This is a genomic window from Salinibaculum salinum (assembly GCF_037645885.1).
Classification (GTDB): Archaea; Halobacteriota; Halobacteria; order Halobacteriales; family Haloarculaceae; genus Salinibaculum; species Salinibaculum salinum.
Genome location: NZ_JBBENW010000002.1, coordinates 423,077 through 440,281, shown reverse-complemented (window position 1 = coordinate 440,281; position 17,205 = coordinate 423,077). Strand labels below are relative to the sequence as shown.

At 62.3% G+C, this 17,205-nt stretch carries 15 protein-coding genes; 9 read left to right on the top strand and 6 right to left on the bottom strand.

Annotated elements, in window-relative coordinates:
* Positions 1-43: 43 nt before the first annotated feature.
* The 3 genes from WDJ60_RS05110 (at position 44) to ubaA (ending at position 3,532) form a co-directional block, all read left to right on the top strand.
* Positions 44-1,525, top strand: a complete 1,482-nt coding sequence (locus WDJ60_RS05110) for a carboxypeptidase M32 (protein ID WP_340098922.1) — start codon at positions 44-46, stop codon at positions 1,523-1,525.
* 121 nt (positions 1,526-1,646) lie between these two features.
* Positions 1,647-2,648, top strand: a complete 1,002-nt coding sequence (locus WDJ60_RS05105) for a methyl-accepting chemotaxis protein (RefSeq protein ID WP_417750433.1) — start codon at positions 1,647-1,649, stop codon at positions 2,646-2,648.
* Between the two features lie 71 nt (positions 2,649-2,719).
* The gene (gene ubaA, locus WDJ60_RS05100; protein ID WP_340098920.1) at positions 2,720-3,532 is read left to right on the top strand and encodes an SAMP-activating enzyme E1; all 813 of its coding nucleotides are present in this window, start codon (positions 2,720-2,722) and stop codon (positions 3,530-3,532) included.
* A 45-nt stretch (positions 3,533-3,577) separates the two neighbouring features.
* Here the strand turns inward: ubaA and WDJ60_RS05095 are convergent, their stop codons facing one another.
* On the bottom strand, positions 3,578-4,492 hold the full coding sequence (locus WDJ60_RS05095) for a cobalamin-binding protein (RefSeq protein WP_340098919.1): 915 nt from the start codon (positions 4,490-4,492) through the stop codon (positions 3,578-3,580).
* Positions 4,493-4,994: 502 nt separating this feature from the next.
* Here WDJ60_RS05095 and WDJ60_RS05090 point away from each other — a divergent pair.
* Positions 4,995-5,759, top strand: a complete 765-nt coding sequence (locus WDJ60_RS05090; protein WP_340098918.1) for a twin-arginine translocation signal domain-containing protein — start codon at positions 4,995-4,997, stop codon at positions 5,757-5,759.
* Between the two features lie 7 nt (positions 5,760-5,766).
* Positions 5,767-6,546, top strand: a complete 780-nt coding sequence (locus WDJ60_RS05085) for a hypothetical protein (protein WP_340098917.1) — start codon at positions 5,767-5,769, stop codon at positions 6,544-6,546.
* Positions 6,547-6,575: 29 nt separating this feature from the next.
* Here WDJ60_RS05085 and WDJ60_RS05080 read toward each other — a convergent pair whose 3' ends face one another.
* Both WDJ60_RS05080 and WDJ60_RS05075 read right to left on the bottom strand, forming a co-directional pair.
* Positions 6,576-7,352, bottom strand: coding sequence for a hypothetical protein (locus WDJ60_RS05080; RefSeq protein ID WP_340098916.1), 777 nt, complete (start codon positions 7,350-7,352; stop codon positions 6,576-6,578).
* A gap of 206 nt (positions 7,353-7,558) precedes the next feature.
* Positions 7,559-10,651, bottom strand: a complete 3,093-nt coding sequence (locus tag WDJ60_RS05075; RefSeq protein ID WP_340098915.1) for a hypothetical protein — start codon at positions 10,649-10,651, stop codon at positions 7,559-7,561.
* A 266-nt stretch (positions 10,652-10,917) separates the two neighbouring features.
* On the opposite strand from WDJ60_RS05075, the gene WDJ60_RS05070 reads away from it, so the two are divergent.
* Positions 10,918-11,535 carry a glycosyltransferase family 2 protein gene (locus WDJ60_RS05070; protein WP_340098914.1) on the top strand — a complete coding sequence of 206 codons (618 nt, stop codon included), beginning with the start codon at positions 10,918-10,920 and terminating at the stop codon, positions 11,533-11,535.
* Between the two features lie 63 nt (positions 11,536-11,598).
* On the opposite strand, the gene WDJ60_RS05065 is transcribed toward WDJ60_RS05070, so the two are convergent.
* Entirely contained in the window at positions 11,599-12,228 is a 630-nt protein-coding gene (locus WDJ60_RS05065; RefSeq protein ID WP_340098913.1) for a hypothetical protein, read from the bottom strand.
* A gap of 101 nt (positions 12,229-12,329) precedes the next feature.
* Here WDJ60_RS05065 and WDJ60_RS05060 point away from each other — a divergent pair, with 101 nt between their 5' ends.
* Entirely contained in the window at positions 12,330-13,505 is a 1,176-nt protein-coding gene (locus WDJ60_RS05060; RefSeq protein ID WP_340098912.1) for an MBL fold metallo-hydrolase, read from the top strand.
* Positions 13,506-13,870: 365 nt separating this feature from the next.
* Here WDJ60_RS05060 and glnA read toward each other — a convergent pair whose 3' ends face one another.
* Both glnA and WDJ60_RS05050 read right to left on the bottom strand, forming a co-directional pair.
* Entirely contained in the window at positions 13,871-15,226 is a 1,356-nt protein-coding gene (glnA, locus tag WDJ60_RS05055; protein WP_340098911.1) for a type I glutamate--ammonia ligase, read from the bottom strand.
* Between the two features lie 260 nt (positions 15,227-15,486).
* Positions 15,487-15,780, bottom strand: a complete 294-nt coding sequence (locus WDJ60_RS05050) for a DUF6432 family protein (RefSeq protein WP_340098910.1) — start codon at positions 15,778-15,780, stop codon at positions 15,487-15,489.
* An 86-nt stretch (positions 15,781-15,866) separates the two neighbouring features.
* Here WDJ60_RS05050 and WDJ60_RS05045 point away from each other — a divergent pair, with 86 nt between their 5' ends.
* Entirely contained in the window at positions 15,867-16,622 is a 756-nt protein-coding gene (locus WDJ60_RS05045; RefSeq protein WP_340098909.1) for a DUF7093 family protein, read from the top strand.
* Between the two features lie 88 nt (positions 16,623-16,710).
* Positions 16,711-17,103 carry a DUF5611 family protein gene (locus tag WDJ60_RS05040; RefSeq protein WP_340098908.1) on the top strand — a complete coding sequence of 131 codons (393 nt, stop codon included), beginning with the start codon at positions 16,711-16,713 and terminating at the stop codon, positions 17,101-17,103.
* Positions 17,104-17,205: the final 102 nt, after the last annotated feature.

The following is a 17,205-nucleotide window of genomic DNA, read 5'->3' as shown; positions in this document are numbered from 1 at the left end:
TCGACCCCTGATTTAATTTTTCGTGCGCCTGTACGATGCAACGATGAGTGCAGACACCTACGACGCATTTCTCGCACACGTCCAGAAACTCACCCACGTCGGCGACGCTGCCGGCGTCCTCGACTGGGACCAGCAGGTGATGATGCCCGACGGTGCGACACCCGCCCGCGCCAAGCAGAAGTCCGCCCTCTCCTCGCTGCGTCACGAACTCCTGACCGACGACGACCTCGCAGAGTATCTCGATACCCTCGAGAGCAGCGATCTCGACGGCGAGCAAGAAGCGGTCGTCCGGGAGATTCGCCGCCAGCACGAGCGCGCCGTGCGCGTTCCTGAAGAACTCGTCCAGCAGATTTCCGAAGCCTCCTCAAACGCCCTGCCCGTCTGGGAGCAGGCAAAAGAAGAAGACGACTTCTCGCAGTTCGAGGACGCACTCAGAGAACTGGTCGAACTGAAACGGGAATACGCCGAGGCTATCGATCCCGACCGGGACCCCTACGAGGTGCTCTTCGAGGAGTACGAGCCGTATCTGGGTATCGACACCGCCGAGCGAGTGCTGGAGCGACTGGGCGAGGAACTGCCGCCGCTCGTCGACGCTGTCGGCGAGAGCGACGTGACCATGGCCGATCCCTTCGACGGGAGCTACGACGAGAGCGACCAGGAGGCGCTGGTCAGAGACGCACTCGACGTGCTGGGGTACGACTGGGACCACGGCCGACTCGACACCTCCTCGCATCCCTTCACCAGTGGGACGCAGTTCGACGCCCGCATCACAACTCGCTTTTCGCCCGAGGACCCCATGGACGCGCTCGGATCGACCATCCACGAGTTCGGCCACGCGACCTACGTGCTGGGACTGCCCCGGGAGGAGTACGGGACGCCGCTGGGCGAGGACCGCGACCTGACGGTTCACGAATCCCAGTCCCGGCTCTGGGAGAACCACGTCGGCCGCACCGAACCGTTCTGGGAGTTGCTCGCACCAGCAGTCGAGAAGCGCCTCGGCGTCGACGCCGCGCCACGGGAACTCTACGAGGCCGCAAACGAGGTGTACGACGACAATCTGATTCGCGTGGAGGCGGACGAACTCACCTACCACATGCACATCCTGGTCCGGTTCGAGATCGAGCGGGACCTGATTCGGGGCGATTTGGACGTGAGCGACGTGCCTCAGGTGTGGAACGACAAGTACGAGGAGTATCTTGGCGTGCGCCCCGACACCGATGCCGAGGGGTGTCTGCAGGACATCCACTGGTGTCACGGTGCCTTCGGCTACTTCCCGACGTACACGCTCGGATCGGTCCTAGCCGCCCAGCTCGACGCCGCCGTCCGCGAGGACCTGCCACTCGACGACCAGATTCGAAACGGCGAGTTCGACCCGCTCCGGGAGTGGCTCCGAGAGCACGTCCACCAACACGGCTGCCGGCACACGACGCCGGAATTGATTCGGGACGCGACCGGCGAACAGTTCACCGCAGACTACTTCCTCGACTACGTCGACGAGAAGTACGGCTCGCTGTACGATATCTGACGTCGACACCCGTTCCAGAACGGTGCGTTGCACTGGCGGATTGTCGTGCTTTCGTACAGTATTCGGTGCAGAATACCTTACAGATTTGCCAATGATTTTTAAATAGTTGGCATCGATGCTAATCGTAGAAATGGCCATGGACGATGTAACTGCGAACGTCGGGGGCGACATCGACGAAGATGTCGACGTAGACATCGACGACGAAATCGAGGCGGACATCGACCGGAACGCGGGCTACGACCACGAGGCCGCGAGCGAGATTCAGACATCGATTGCCGAACTCGAAGGCTCCTCCGTGGAAATTGCCGAGCGCATCGATACGGTTCGGGAAGAGGCTGCGGAACAACACGATGCAGTCTCGGAGGTTTCCAACGAAATCTCGAACCTCTCAGCGTCGGTCGAGGAAATCGCGTCCTCGTCCGAAGAGGTCTCTGCGGCCGGGCAGAAGGCAAAGGACCTCGCAGAGGAGGGACAGGCCTCGGCCGGCGAGGTGAGCCAGGCAATGCAGGAGATTCAGAAGGCCGCCGACGATGTCGCCCAGGACGTGCGGACGATTCAACAGAGCATGCAGGAGATCGACGAAATCGTCGAGGTCATCAACGACATCGCAGACCAGACGAACATGCTGGCGCTGAACGCCTCCATCGAAGCTGCACGCGCCGGCGAAGCCGGAGAAGGCTTCGCCGTCGTCGCCGACGAGGTGAAATCCCTCGCCGAGGAGTCCCAGTCACACGCCAGCGAAATCGAACAGATGGTCAACGAGATTCAGGACGACACCGCCAGCGCGGTCGACAGTCTCGACCGGAACAACGAGCGCATCGAGCACGGGATCGAATCCGTCGACGAGGCGATGGGAATCCTCGAAGAGATTCACGAGGCTGTCGCAGAAGTCTCCGACGGCATCGCCGAAGTCGCCAGCGCCACCGATCAGCAGGCCGCCTCCACCGAAGAGGTCGCCAGCATGATCGACCAGACTGTGATGAACGCCGAGCAGATCGCCGAGGAGACGACCGAAATCGTCGAGGAAGCCAACAATCAGACCGACCAGATTACCGACATCAACACCGCCGTCGACGACCTCGTCGCCGACCTCCAGCGAAACGCCGCTACCGCGGACGACTGACCAGTCGGCTGCGTCCCCGGCCGACCATCGGCACCGCACGACTTTTTATCACTCCCCGCAAACGGGGGGCAATGAGCGACCCGAATCTCGACGCCGAGCAACTCGACCGCTACTCCCGGCACGTCATCATGGACGATGTCGGCCCGGCGGGACAGGCGGCGCTCCTCGACGCCAGTGTTCTCGTCGTCGGCGCGGGTGGGCTCGGGTCGCCGGTGCTTCAGTATCTCGCTGCCGCCGGCGTCGGCCGACTCGGCATCGCCGACGCAGACCAGGTCGAGCGGAGCAATCTCCAGCGGCAGGTGATTCACGGCGACAGCGATGTCGGGCGGCCGAAAGTCGACAGCGCCGCCGAGTTCGTCACCAACCTCAACCCCGACGTATCCGTCGACCGTCACGAACTCCGAGTCAGTGCCGAAAACGTCAGGAGTCTCGTCGCGGACTACGACGTCGTCGTCGACGCCTCCGACAACTTCCCGACCCGGTTCTTGCTCAACGACGCCTGCGTTCTCTCGGAGACACCCCTCTCACACGGCGCGATCTACCGGTTCGAGGGGCAAGCGACCACCATCACCGGCGGCCAGCCCTGCTATCGGTGTCTGTTTCCCGAAGCACCCCCAGAAGGTGCTGTTCCTAACTGCGCGACGGCAGGTGTCCTCGGCGTTCTCCCCGGTACCGTCGGCGCATTCCAGGCGACGGAGGTCGTCAAACTCATCATCGGCGAGGGCGAGACGCTCGACGGTCGCCTGCTGGTCTACGACGCCGCCGACATGACCACCGAAGAGGTCCCGATTCGGGCGAATCCCGACTGTCCGGTCTGTGGTGAGGAGTCCATCGAGTCCGTGGCCGAGGTGTCCTACGCCGACGGCTGTGCAGTGCCGGAATAGGACCGCACTTCGGTCGAGCGAGTAGCCGACGTGACATCGGCAGCGCTACGCAGTTTCCAGCGTCGACAGCGGCCGCACCGCGTCTGAAGGCGGTGTATCGAACCGTTCTGGATGGAGTATCCAGGCGAGGAATTCGAGCGTCTCGATCAGTCGCGGCCCCGGCCGGTTGACGTAGTGGTGACCGTCGACGACATACACCTCCCCGTGCTGGACCGCCGTCAGATCGTCCCATCCCTCCCGCTCGGTCACGTCAGTGAGGTTCTCGGTCGTCTGGTCGATGTCGAACCCGCACGGCGAGAGCGCGAGAACCTCGGGGTCGTAGGATCGAATCGTCTCCCACTCCCGTGGTCGCGAGCGTGCCCCCCGTTCGGCCAGTCCGTAGCGCCCGCCCGCGAGGTCGACCATCCCCGGAATCCAGTGTCCGGCGACCATCACGGGGTCGAGCCAGTCAAGTACGGCCGTTCGGGGCCGGTCCTCGGTCGCGCCTGCCGAGCGCTCGACGGCGTCGATACGGCGTTCCAAGTCGGCAACCAGTTCGACAGCCCGCTCGCTGCGCCCGAGTGCGTCGCCGATGCGTTCGATGTCGGCGATGATGTCCGCGAGGCTGTGTGGGTCCGTGGTCAGCACGGCGGCACCGAGTCCGAGGTCGTCGACAGCCTCACGGACCTGCACTTCGTCGACGGCACACACGTCACAGATGCCCTGCGAGATGACGAGGTCGGGGTCCAGCCTCGCCAGCGTCTCGCGGTCGATTTGATAGACGCCGCCCTCCTGTTCGGCGCGAGCGACCTGCTCGTTGATTTCGACACTACTGGCATCGGGGTCGATAGACGAGCGGTTGACCACCGGTTTCTCGTTGGCAGCAGGCGGATAGTCACATTCGTGAGAGACGCCGACGGGTTCGACGCCAAGCGCGTAGACGATTTCTGTCGCTGAGGGCAGCAACGAGACGACGTTCATACACACAGTTGGGATCGGAGGCCCAAAAACACGGCTCTGTCGAAACCCTTGCTGGGACACGTGGCAAACGAGTCCGCTCAGTCGCGATGGACGAGCCCCAACGTCACACCTCCGGCCCGTTGGACGGACTACGATGTCGGCTCACCGTACTGTAGCACGGTTCTCGGGGCACTGGTCGGGGCGGCGGTTCGCGCTCCGGCAACACGGACGCAATTCCGCGAACTCGGTCTCAACTGCGTCGTTCACGACTGGGAAGGGACACCCGTTCACACGATGGGCGTCCGCATCTCTGAGCGGAACGGACTGCTAGCACGGCGACATGGTCAGAGAATCGGTCAGTACGGGTGAAGCTGGTGTTTTCGCCTGTGTTACTAGCCATTTTAAATTAATAGTATAATTATGGTACGAGTGCATATATTTCGCTATATCCGCAATTTATGGTCGAAATGGCCCAGTTAGAAGCAGTGGGTAAACATAAGTACTCCCACACTATCAGAGAATCATGAGACGAACGACCATTTCGCGACGCCAGTTCGTGACTGGAGCGACTGCAGCAGCGGCTGCCCTTGCCGGATGTACCGGTAGCGAGACGGCAGACGGTGATAATCCCGGCGGCAGCAATTCCGGGGATGGGTCCGATAGCGAGTCGACGGCCACCCCGAGTACAACACAGGAGACTGTCACCGGTGAGAGCGGTTCGACGCCAGGAAACAGCCCGGACCCGGACTGTAGCCGGCTTATAGGCAATCCGGTTCCCTACGATGCCAGTGACACGTTGTTCGTTTTCTCGTTCGACTACATCGACAGCTGGGAGTTGGCTGATCCGCTCACCGGATCCGGGGGGCGAACACAGGGCATCACCAGCCCGATAGTGACCGTCGACGGCGAGCAGGAGAGCGCCGGAATACAGGTCATTCAGTCTACCGACGTACTCTCGGCGAGCGAGGTCGATGCGGAGATTGCTTCGGGAACCGAAGGCCAGTACGCCCGCTTCGAGGTTGTCGGCGAACAGGAGTTCGACGGGGAGACAGTTCGGGTCGTCGGCATCTCGGACTCCGACCCGTCTTTCTATCAGATGTGGCTTCCATACGGGCCTGCTGACCAACGTCAGTACTACTCGCTGACAATAAACACGCTGACCAGTATCCTCCGACTGAACGAGGACAACGAGAGCGTGACACTGTGTAACGATCCGGTGTACACGGCCGCCGAGACGGTGCGCGAGAGCCTGCGACCGAACCAGGACACGATAATCGAGGAGGTCTGAGTCCCGAATGTCCAACAGAGACAACGCACTCACGCGGCGTCGGTTCGTCCTCGGAACAGTTGGAGCGACGACGGCCCTAGCAGGCTGTTCGGGGGGCGACACGCCCGCCGACGGGGACGATACCGACCGAGCTAACACAGAGCCAACACCGACGGCGACACCGACCAGTGACGCCACAGCCACACAGACCCGCACACAAACAGCCGGTGACGAGACGACGCCTGACGGGTCTGACTCGGTCTGTGCGCCCCTGGCTGGGAGTCCGACCGCCTACGATGTCTCGGGGACACCGTACATCTTCGCGTTCGACTATCCCGAGACGTGGACCGTCGGGGAACCGATCCCGGGACAGAATGGGCGCTTCCAGCAGATAACCAGCCCGGCAGTAACCGTCGACGGCAATCCCAGAACGGCCACCATCAGGATTGGCCAGTCCTTGCCCAGCCTCTCGGCGAGCGAAGTCGAGGCCGAGAAAGACGAACAGATGACACGTGATGTCGACCGTCTCGCCGTCGTCGACGAGCAGACCTTCGACGGCGAGACGGTCGAAGTGCTCGGGTTTCCCGACGTCTCCCCGTCGAACTACCCCCCTGCGTACATACTTTACCTTCCGTATGGGTCAGGCGATAGCGACGAGTATTACAGGACGAGTATCGTGACGTACGCCGATATCTATGGCCTCGAGGACGAGGAGACCGACGCGTGTAACGGGCTCATACGGACGGCGACAGAGACGGTTCGCAACAGTCTTCGGCCGAATCCCGAGACAACCGTCGACGACGCCTGAACGGGGGAGTCGAACAGCCACTAACAGCGCTATAATTCGGATGCAATGGCTGTCCCGGGGTTCGGCTCGACAGCGGGGAATATCAGATTGGCGAGGTCGTCGAACAGCGACTCACAGTAGATGTCCACGTCACTGTCTTCGACCCCCGCAATGAAGCTGCTGCTGTAGCTGAACTGGAAGACGGTCTGGAAGTAGCGAATACCGTCGGCAGTCTCGTGGGGGAGCCAGAAGACACTGGTCAACCCCTCCGGGTACTCCGGCGTGCTGTAGACGTCTATCTCCTCCCCGGCATACTCTAGTGTTCTGATAACTTCGAACTCCTCGCTTCCACTGCGTGCCTCGATTTCCGCCGAGACCTCTTGCTCCAACTCCGCCGGCGTAATGGGCTCGAACCACTGACCGACGGTGAGAAACGTCTGGTACCGATTGTCGACGATCTCGCTGCGAACGATGACTGTGTATCGGTCGCTGCGTCGGTCCGGGCTCGAACCGCTTTCCGTCCAGGTGTCCGGATAGTCGAAGTCGAACACCAGCGGGGTGTCGCCTGTCCCGTACGACTGGAGTTCGGTGGAACCGAACTCGGCACAGGAGATGTCGTCTATCTGTTCACCTGCACCTGGACCCGTCGCGCCGGTGTCGTCGCCCGACGCATCGTCGCCTGGGTCGTCATCGCCTGCTGAAGTGTCGTCGCCTTCCGGGCCATTCTCGTCGGAACCAAGACAGCCGGCGAGTCCGGCAGTTGCCCCTGCCCCGGCGAGTGCCGCCAGGACACGCCGACGGCGTACCGGACGGTCTGGTCCCGTCATGGCTCTGCCCTCTCGGTTACGACACCGTCGAATACCGCAGAGTTGTACAGCAAGCGTTTCCGAATTTCTCCGTGCATCGAGACCCCTTTGTTGTATGATAACTTAAAATATAGTATGTATAAGATAGAGTATCATTCCTCATATCGGTCTGTTCAGTGAACAGGACTGTGTGCGATTCGAGCTGCCAGGTGACAATGTCGGAGAGTTTAACAGATGCTCGGCCCGCCGGCGGCGCCGAGGATGTTCTCAATCCACGGGGTCATATCACCACCGAGTGTGCCGATTACGATATCTTTCGCGATGTTGCAGGCGAGTGAAGCTGCACCCATCGCAACGGCGCGGTTGATGTGGTCGGCGTTCATGATGGCGATAGCGAGGCTCACCTGACCGTAGAGGCGTGCAAGTTCCTGCCCGTACGCAGCGACAACACCAAGCGCAAATCCGCCGGCGCCGGTCAGGGCGCCGCCTTTGGTCGCGGCCAGTGCCATGAGATTGATCATCGAGATGACCTGGCTCAGTTCATCAAGTAGCTTCTCGGTACGCGCCTGCGAGTAGCCACCGCCGGAGCCATCGTCGAGGACGCCCGCGATCGTCCCGGTGTCGACGTTGACAGTCCAGAACGCGAACGGGCCGTCGTCATCCGCGACGAGCGCGACCTCGTTCCCGCTTCGGGCCTCAACGACCCGGGCGTCGGCCGCTCGCTGCTCGTCGTCTTCCCAGGCGGCCGCGACCTCCCAGAATGGGACGAGAACGCGCCCGTCGAGGATGGAGACGGCGCTGTCGTCGTACAGTGCATCCTCGACGACAGCGACCCTCGCGGTTCGTTCGGCAGTCAGTCGGAACGCACGCTCGGGGTCGTCTGCGACAGTCCGGTACTTCGTCAGGTCGAGTGCGTCCGTGTGCTGGAGAATTTGGTCGGTGCCAAACTGCGGGCGCTGCTGGTGGAGAACGACGCGCAGGGTGTCCTGATAGGTGTGTGAATCGTCGGTGATGGCGTCCGGCATCGGCCCCTGCAGGAGCATCAATTCTGCCGGCGTGACCGTGAATCCAGCGTCGAGTGCGTCGCGTACCGCCTCGGCGTCCCCACTGTCGGCCGCCTCGTGGAGGCCGCGCACGGAGAGTTTGCTCGTCAGGATATCGTCCAGCCAGACGGATTCGGCAGTCGCTGCGGCCTCGAACGAGAGGATGTGCTCACCGAACAGCGCACCGGCGACGGCGTCCATATCGGCCTCGGAAACGGGTCGGTCGGCGTCACGAACCGGATCCCAGCCGGCCAGCGTTCGGGTTACCTCGCGATGGCCGATGCGAACGGTAAGCTGGAGGCTCGCGAACTCGTCGGGCAACACAGTCGACTCGGGGACGACGTACTCGGTGTCAGTCGACGCACCACCTTCTGGAACGGAGACGGTTGCGACACGCTCGTCGCCAGCGGCCCAGTCAGTCGGTGCAGTGTAGTCCAGCAGGTACGAGGGGAGGTCAGCCGCGGTGGCATCCACGAACTCGGTGACAGTCGCGACGGCATCGTCGTGGCCGTCGACCATGCGGTAGGTGCCGCCGGAGAGGTCGGCCATCTCACGGAGTGCGGATCTGTCGAGCCTGTCGACGTTCATCATCATGGCCGGCGGGCCTGCGCGGAGCGCCTCCGCGATACCGGGGGTGAGTTCGTCGCCAACGTCGCCGTCGGTCGCGTACACGACGAGGTTCGCGCCGCTCTCTGCGGCTTCGGCCAGATTCGTGTAGATGTCCGAGTTCGTCCACGTCTGCTCGATGCGAGCCCCCTCGTGGCCAGTCGTTATCGCGTCCCGGAGTCGCCCGACGAGGTCTTCCATCGCCTGGCCGGCGTATGCGCTCGGCATACTCCCCGACCTGTCGACGAGGAGTTGGACGCGCGGCGCACTCGTCGTCGCGGCGACGGAGATGCCCGCAGGTTCGTCGTCGACGACTTCGAAGGCTGCGGCCGGGAGTCCCTCGACAGCGTCGCCGGTCGAATCGTACGCTGTGACTCCGAGACGGACGTTCGGGTAGCGGGCAGTGTCTACGGTCGCCTCGACGGAGTCGACTACCACGGGGTCGACGGCAGCCGAGGGGTCGACGACCGGTCGGCCGTCCCGGTAAACGACGCCGTCGTCGTCGACGGTCAGCGCTGCACCCGAGCGCGTGACTGGGCCGCCCTGTACCGACAGGTCCTGTACGGTCTCGGCATCGGCGTGGGGGTCTGAGACCGTGAGCGCCGGAATGAACGTGTCGACGTCGGAGAAACGGACGTCGGGATTCTGGAACGGGTCGATTCCGGAGAGCATATCGACCCGTACCTGTCGACCAGGGAGATCGGCAGCGGACCACTCGCCGGTGACGAGTTCGCGGGGATTCCATCGGTCGTTGGCTGTGGCGGCCGAGAGCGCCACGCGAACACTCGGGTACGCGCCGCCGCCGGTGTCCTCCCAGATCTTCGGTGTCTCCCCAAGGCCGGAATCGGCGAGCGTCGCGTCGGGCAAAAACGGGTTCGCGTACGTCGTCTCGCCGTCGATATCGACGCGGACGATTGGAAGTTTCGCGAACCGGTCCCACCCGAAGTCGAATTGCTCGTCCACCGCACCAGCACCCGGGTACGCGTCGAGGATAGATTCGGCGAGCGCGGAGCTTTCCTCGCCGCCGACATCCAGCGCCCTGGGCGTCGCATCACCGCCGACGACGTCGCGGTAGCGTGCCGCCTCGTCCTCCGAGAGGTCCGGGTCGAACGCGCGGGTGGGTGGCGTAAACAGCATTTCTCGAACCTGTTCGGCTGTAAATCGTGGCCGGACGTCGACCACATCAGCCTCGTATCCGGCATCGGTGAACAGGTTGGCGAGCGTCTCCGCGATGTCCAGTGGCGTCCCGGTACCGCCACGGAGCGTCCCGCGTGGCCCCCAGCGCCGAGTCCGATTCGCGTACTCCATTTCCTCGTCGTGGGATGGGTCGACAGCGAGTTCGTCGCGGACGAACGCAAAGATGGCGTCGGCGTCACCCTCGGCGACGAGCGCAGCGGCCCGCGCCGGAAGGTGGTCGGGACTTGCCCGCATCGCGTCACGGACAGCCTCGAACGCATCGAACGCATCGTCTTCGTTCGGGTCGCTGACAGAGGGTGTCTTCTCACTGCTGCCCCCGCCTAGCAGTGCAAATCCGCCGGCCGCCCCAACACCGCCGAGCCCCAGCGCGGCGAGAATCGTTCGACGACTAATCCCATCATCGGGAGTGGTGTCATCAGCCGTCGAACTCACTGCACTGGTCTTCGTTTGCCCCGTCGAACCGCTTGCATCCATGCACACCCTACGTAAAGCCCTATAATGACTGCTATGACATCTCACCGACACAATACGGAGAGGCAGTCTACTCCGGTCTGGACAGAGCACATGTCAGCCGACTCAGCACACAGTGGGGTCTTCAGTCTCTTGGAGACGAGTCATCTGCACAGTGCGATTGCGTATCAGTCGCTCCACCAATCTGTGTGAATTCTCAGAGAGGCGTACCGAACGTACAGCACGTATTCATCACACATATTGGGTCTGGTCGTCGATAGCTTTCTGTGATGGATACCACCGTTGTCGTTCCAGCGTACAACGAAGGGGGTCGCATCGGCCAGACCGTGCAGCGACTCGTCCGGGAGTATCCGGTGGTGGTAGTAGACGACGGGTCAAGTGACCGTACTGGACCGGAAGCACGGGCTGCTGGAGCAACAGTGATTCGCAACCCGGAGAACGACGGGTACATCACCGCACTCAAACGCGGGTTTCGAGAGGCGTCATCCGATATCGTCGTCACGTTCGATGCCGATGGGGAACACCGTCCCGAGGATATCGAGAGACTCGTTCGACCCATCAAAGATGACAGGGTAGACGTCGTTCTCGGAGCCCGAACTACCATTCCCCGACCGTCCGAACGAATTTTAAACAGATTGACACAGTTGAAAGTGCCCGTGACAGATTCGGGAACGGGACTCCGTGCTCTTCGACGCGACCTCGCTGTAGACCTCGAACTCGAGACAGCGTGTACCTGTGGGACGTTCGTGCTAGAAGCAGCGGCAAAGGACGCCAGAATCGGGGAAGTTCCAATCGAGACACGCTCGGTCCAGAAGCCCAGAGGAATTGCTTGGCAGCACGGAACGCAATTATACCACGTTGTCCGGCATCTGCTACCACACTGCTGAATCCCGTGTTCAGCGGGAGACCTCTCGCGATGGGGGCGCATCGCCGACCGGTGGCGGCCAGTCTCAACAGATCGGCTTCGGGTCGAATCCCATCGCGTCCAGTCGCTCGGCGTAGTCGTCGTAGGCGGCGTCGATAACTGCGTTCGCGCTCGTCTCGGCGCGGTCCCAGTCGTCCCCGGTACAGAGTTCGTCGAGCGCGTCTGTCCCCGTCGCAAGCATCGTATCTGCTTCGGCTCGGAGGTCACGGAACAGGTCTGCGCGGCCCGAGTCGGCCTCGTTGACGAAGAAGCTCACTGCCTGCAGGAACAGGCGGTCGAGCACCAGCGGGAGGCCGATCGTGCCGGCGGCGACCCGTTCGATATCACCCGTCGCCTCGAGCGAGAGGAAGGGGGCGTCGAGGGCGGCAATCTCGTCGCCGTCGCCTTCCATCTCGGCCGTGACAGTGGCAACGGCCTCGTCGAGTCGCTCTGTCGTCGTTCGGAGCGTCTCGGCGGCCGTCTCGTCGGTCGCGTCGTCGGCCCAGTCGGCGAGTCCGTCCCGGGCAGTCTGGAGCGTCGCCGCGGCAGTGACGAGCACGGGGTCGGGTTCGAGGCGTGCCTCGGTCGCAGCGAGCAGCGACTTCTCGGAGCCGAGTCGGTCTAGTTCCGTCTCCATGCCTGTGCGCACGCTGTCGAGAAGAGCCGCGCCGTCCATGCGTGCACTTCGGCGGCGAGCATCTTAGTAGTGCGGTTGCCCGTAGTCTGGCCGGCCCGCCAGGCTGTCGATTTATGCCCGTCCTTCTCCTACCGTCAGTCATGACCGAAGACGGGGAGTATCCAGACCCACCAGCAGCTGTCCCGTCAGTCTCACCAGCCACCCTGAAGCGACGACTCGACCGTGGGGAGCCAGTCCGATTGCTCGACGTCCGCAACCGCGACGAAATCGAACAGTGGCACATCGACAGCCCTTCTGTCACCCGAACGGACATCCCCTACGCGAAGTTCATGCAGGCGAAAGTCCGGGACACCGTCGACGGCCTTGCCAGCGATATCGCCGGTGACGGACCAATTACAGTTGTCTGTGGCCGCGGGGAAGCCAGCGCCTTCGTCGCCGGACTGCTTTCGGAAGCCGGCATCGACGCACAGAATCTCTCCGGCGGAATGGACGAGTGGGCGCGCGTCTACGACGCCCACGACATCGCCACCGACGGCCCGACGGTTGTCCAGTACCAGCGCCCCTCCAGCGGCTGTCTGGCCTACGTGATACAGGACGGTGGGGAAGCGCTCGTCGTTGACCCGCTAGCGGCGTTTACCGACCGGTACGTCACCGATGCCGCCGAACGCGGTGTCGACATCGTCGCCGTCGTCGACACGCACGTCCACGCCGACCACGTCAGCGGCCTCCACGACCTCGCCGCCGAGACCGGTGCTCGCGCGATCGTCACCGATGGCGCACGGGACCGTGGCATTACGTACGACGTGGAGACGGTCGCTGACGGCGACACGCTCTCGGTCGGTGACGCAAGCGTCGAGGTCGTCGGGCTGCCCGGCCACACGACGGGCATGGCCGGACTGGTCGTGGGTGACGTACTACTTAGTGGTGACTCGCTCTTTCTCGATAGCGTCGCCCGCCCGGACCTGCAAGAAGAGGGAGACGTCGCAGCGATGGCCAGCGAGTTGTATCGGACGCTGACCGAGCGGCTAGCGCGGTTTGCTGACGAGACGATTCTCGCACCGGGCCACATCGACAGTCGATCGAGCGTCGCCGCGGACGGAAGCTACACTGCACGGCTTGGCGAAGTCCGTCAGCGAGTCACGGCGTTCGAGCAGACAGAAGCCGAGTCCGTCGAGCGGATGACCGGCGAGTTGCCGCCGGAACCAGCCAACGCCGAGCGAATCGTCGCGCTCAACCTCGGACGGGAGACGGCAGACAGCGAGGAAGCGTTCGAACTGGAACTCGGGCCGAACAACTGCGCGGCGAGTGCCGACTAGCGCCGGACGGCCTGAAAAACTGACGACAGCACCGGTTGGTATTTTAGTTCTGATTCGAAAGCGAACGGCCGCCCCACCGGTCCCCTTCAGGGAATACACCGGAGGACGGCCGAGTCACCTACGGAAGCTGAGGGGTGACGGTCACGCTGCCACGTCCCCAACACGGTGGGAGCCGCGTTCGGTCCGCGGCAACTGTATGTTGCGCTTCATCGAGTATAATTGTTTGTTTTTGCGCTAAAAGCAGCCACAGATTTTTTATTAGATAGAATAGCTCTAAAGATTGCAAGAAATGAAAAGCAGTGACTGTCCGCTCGAGACGACGGTGTGGCTTCCGGACCGAAAGCTCCCGGAGAGGGGGCTCGTACTCAGTACTTTTCGAGGTAGCGGTCGATTTCCCACTGGGAGACGTCGACGAGGTAGTCCTGGAACTCCTGGCGCTTCGCCTCGACGAACTTCTCGCTGACGTGCGGGCCGAGCGCGTCCATGATGACTTCGTCGCTTTCGAGTTCGTCGATGGCCTGCCCGAGGTTGCTCGGCAGGGTGTCGATGCCGTACTCGTCTCGTTTGGCCTCGTCGAACTCGTAGATGTTCTCGCGAACCGGGTCCGGACAGTCGAGGTCGTTCTCGATACCGTCCAGGCCGGCGTGAATCATCGCCGCGAAGGCCAGATACGGGTTACACGACGGGTCCGGCGAGCGCAGTTCGATCCGGCTCGCCGCAGGCGTTCGCGCGGCGGGTTTGCGGACGAGCGCCGAGCGGTTGACGTCTGACCACGCGACGTAGACCGGTGCCTCGTAGCCAGGAATCAGTCGCTTGTAGGAGTTGACCGTCGGGTTGGCGACCGCCGTAATCGCGGGCGCGTGTTCGAGGATGCCCGCGAGGAACTGCTTTGCGGTCTCGGAGAGGTTGAACTCGTCGTCGTCGTCGTGGAACGCGTTCGCGCCGTCGTCGGTGAACAGTGACAGGTGCGTGTGCATGCCCGAGCCGTTGATGCGCGGAATCGGTTTGGGCATGAACGTCGCGTGTAGGTCGTGCTGACCCGCGATGGCCCGGACGACCGCGCGGAACGTCGCGACGTTGTCGGCCGTAGTCAGGATGTCGTCGTATTTGAAGTCGATTTCGTGCTGGCTCTCGGCGACCTCGTGGTGACTGGCCTCGACCTCGAAGCCCATCTCTTCGAGTCCGTAGATGATGTCGCCACGGACGTCCTGTGCGAGGTCTTTCGGCGCGAGGTCGAAGTAGCCGCCCTTGTCCGCAAACTCGGTCGTCGCGTTGCCGTCTTCATCTTCTTCGAACAGGAAGAACTCGGGTTCCGGACCGGCGTTGACCGTGTATCCGAGGTCGTTCGCACGGGCCAGCGCGTTTTTCAGCACACCGCGCGGGTCGCCGACGAACGGCTGGCCACTCGAAGTATCGTGGACGTTACAGATGAGTCGGGCGCTCGTGACCTTCTCGCTGTTGCGCCACGGGAGAATGGCAAACGTCGACGGGTCGGGTTCCAGCCGCATGTCCGATTCCTGGATCCGGACGAACCCGTCGATGGAGGAGCCGTCGAAGTAAATTCCCTCGGTGAACGCCTTCTCGGCCTGCTCGGCCGGGATTGAGACGTTCTTGACCGTTCCCAGAATGTCCGTAAACTGCAGTCTGAGGAAATCTACATCTTTTTCCTCAATTTCGTCAAGAACGCCCTGTGCTTCATCAGAGAGGTTTGCTTCCGTCATTTTCTACACAGAGTAATGTGCAATACAGATATAAATAAGCTAGTGTTTTAATTGAATGTGTGGTAAAAATCCTAAAGTTGATCATATATCCAATCAAAGTCACCAGGAGTGGTTTTGGATGAGAATTCGTCCAGAAGTAGATGTATTCTCCGGCATATTGAACTAATTTCTCTTTGTAACGGGACGGCTTTGAGAGGTTTTTGCGCCGCAAGGGAACTAGAATTGAATGTTCGTCAACTCGAAGCAGCCGGGTCTCCGCCTCAGAAGGGAAAGCGGCGGCGGATCTTGTCGACAAAGCCAGGTTCGTCGGCGGTGTCGGCAGGACCGATGACGTGGTCTTCGGGGACGATAACAGTACGATTCTCGTCGTCGTCGACGGTAATGAGGTCGTCCGATTTGAGGTCGGCGAGGGCGTCCTCGAGGCGGTCGATGTCGACGTCGACGTGCGAGCGGAGTTCGAAGACAGTCATCCCCTCTTCCGCCCGGTCGGCGAGGGCATCGAGCACCGCGACCTCCGCCTCGTCGCGGTCGCGGTACTCCGGCTTCGCTTCCATATACGCGAGTAATACTGCCGTGAAACTTATACTGTCGGTCCAACCAAGCAGTACGCTTATGTGTGGCAGGCGGCCAGACTGTGACAATGAGTTTCAAGTGTTCGGTGTTCGGCCACCGATATGGCGACCCCGACGTCGAGCGGGAACGCGAGGAACAGGGGAGCGAGGTCGTCATCACTATCAAGGAAATCGAAACGTGCAAGCGGTGCGGGGAGACACGCGTCGTCTCCGAGAACAAGGAGGTAACGACCCTGGAGACGCCTTCCGATATCGTCGGCGACGACATCGCAGATGAGGAAGACGAGGTGGACGACGTGGCGACCGAGAGCGAGCCAGTCACCGAAGCCGAGCCGGACCCACCAGCCGAGCCGGACGTCGCCACCGAGCAGGCGGGCGACGACGCCGAACTTATCGACGAGACCGACGAGACGACGCCGGCCAGCCCGGAGCCGACTGGGCTCGACCAGCCGGACCTGGGGTCCGAGGAGGTCACCGACGAGACACCAGATGCCGACGAGGACGACGGGGTCATCCTCGACGCGTCCGACGACGGAGACGGCGAGGACGACGCGCGCGAACCGGGGCAGTGGCCCGACGAGCTCGACGAGGACGAAGACGACGAAGACGACTGGACGCCGGCGGCCGGGAACGACCTCCGCCCGGTCGAGGAGGAACAGCCGGACATCGAGCCGACGAACAGCGCCGTCACGGTCCCTGAAGGAGAGTTTTACTGCCCCGAGTGTGAGTTTACGACCGACGTGGAGTCGTCGTCGCTCCGAGCAGGGGATTTTTGTCCAGAGTGTCACCGCGGGTCGTTGACCCACCGATCCGAAGAGGCGTAAGTCGCCGCCAGCGGCCGGATTCCGGGTTTCCCTTTTTCACTGCAAGGCGCACGAAAAACGTAAGACGCCCCCTCGCAAATGCCCGTCCATGCGTGAGTACAAGATGCGACGCGGCGAGCACCTGGAAGACCGCGTCGAGGACATGGAGGCATTCATCACCGACTACTTTGGTGCACCGACAGACACCGAGGAGTACAAAGGAAGCGACCTCTACGTCGTCGAAGAGCCGGACAACCCTGTATTCAGCCGGATCGTCGCCGGTGCCGTCGAATACAGCGGCAAAAAGAACAAGCTCATCCTCGACATCGAAGAGCGCCCCGCCGAAGAAGTCATCGCCGAAGGTCACATCGACGCCGCCGAGGAAGCCGTCAGTCTCAAAAACGACTTTCTCGAAGAAGCCACCGGCCGCGACGCCAAGGCCCGTCGCGACTCGATGAAACGCGACGTGGAAGACGACGCGGACAAACCTGACAGCGTCTGAAGCGGCCGTATTTCCAGAGTTCTCGGTGCCTCGATAGAGGTAAGTTTCTCCGTGCCATATAATAACACACGCCTCCCGGAGGCGGTTCGAAATATCCGGGTG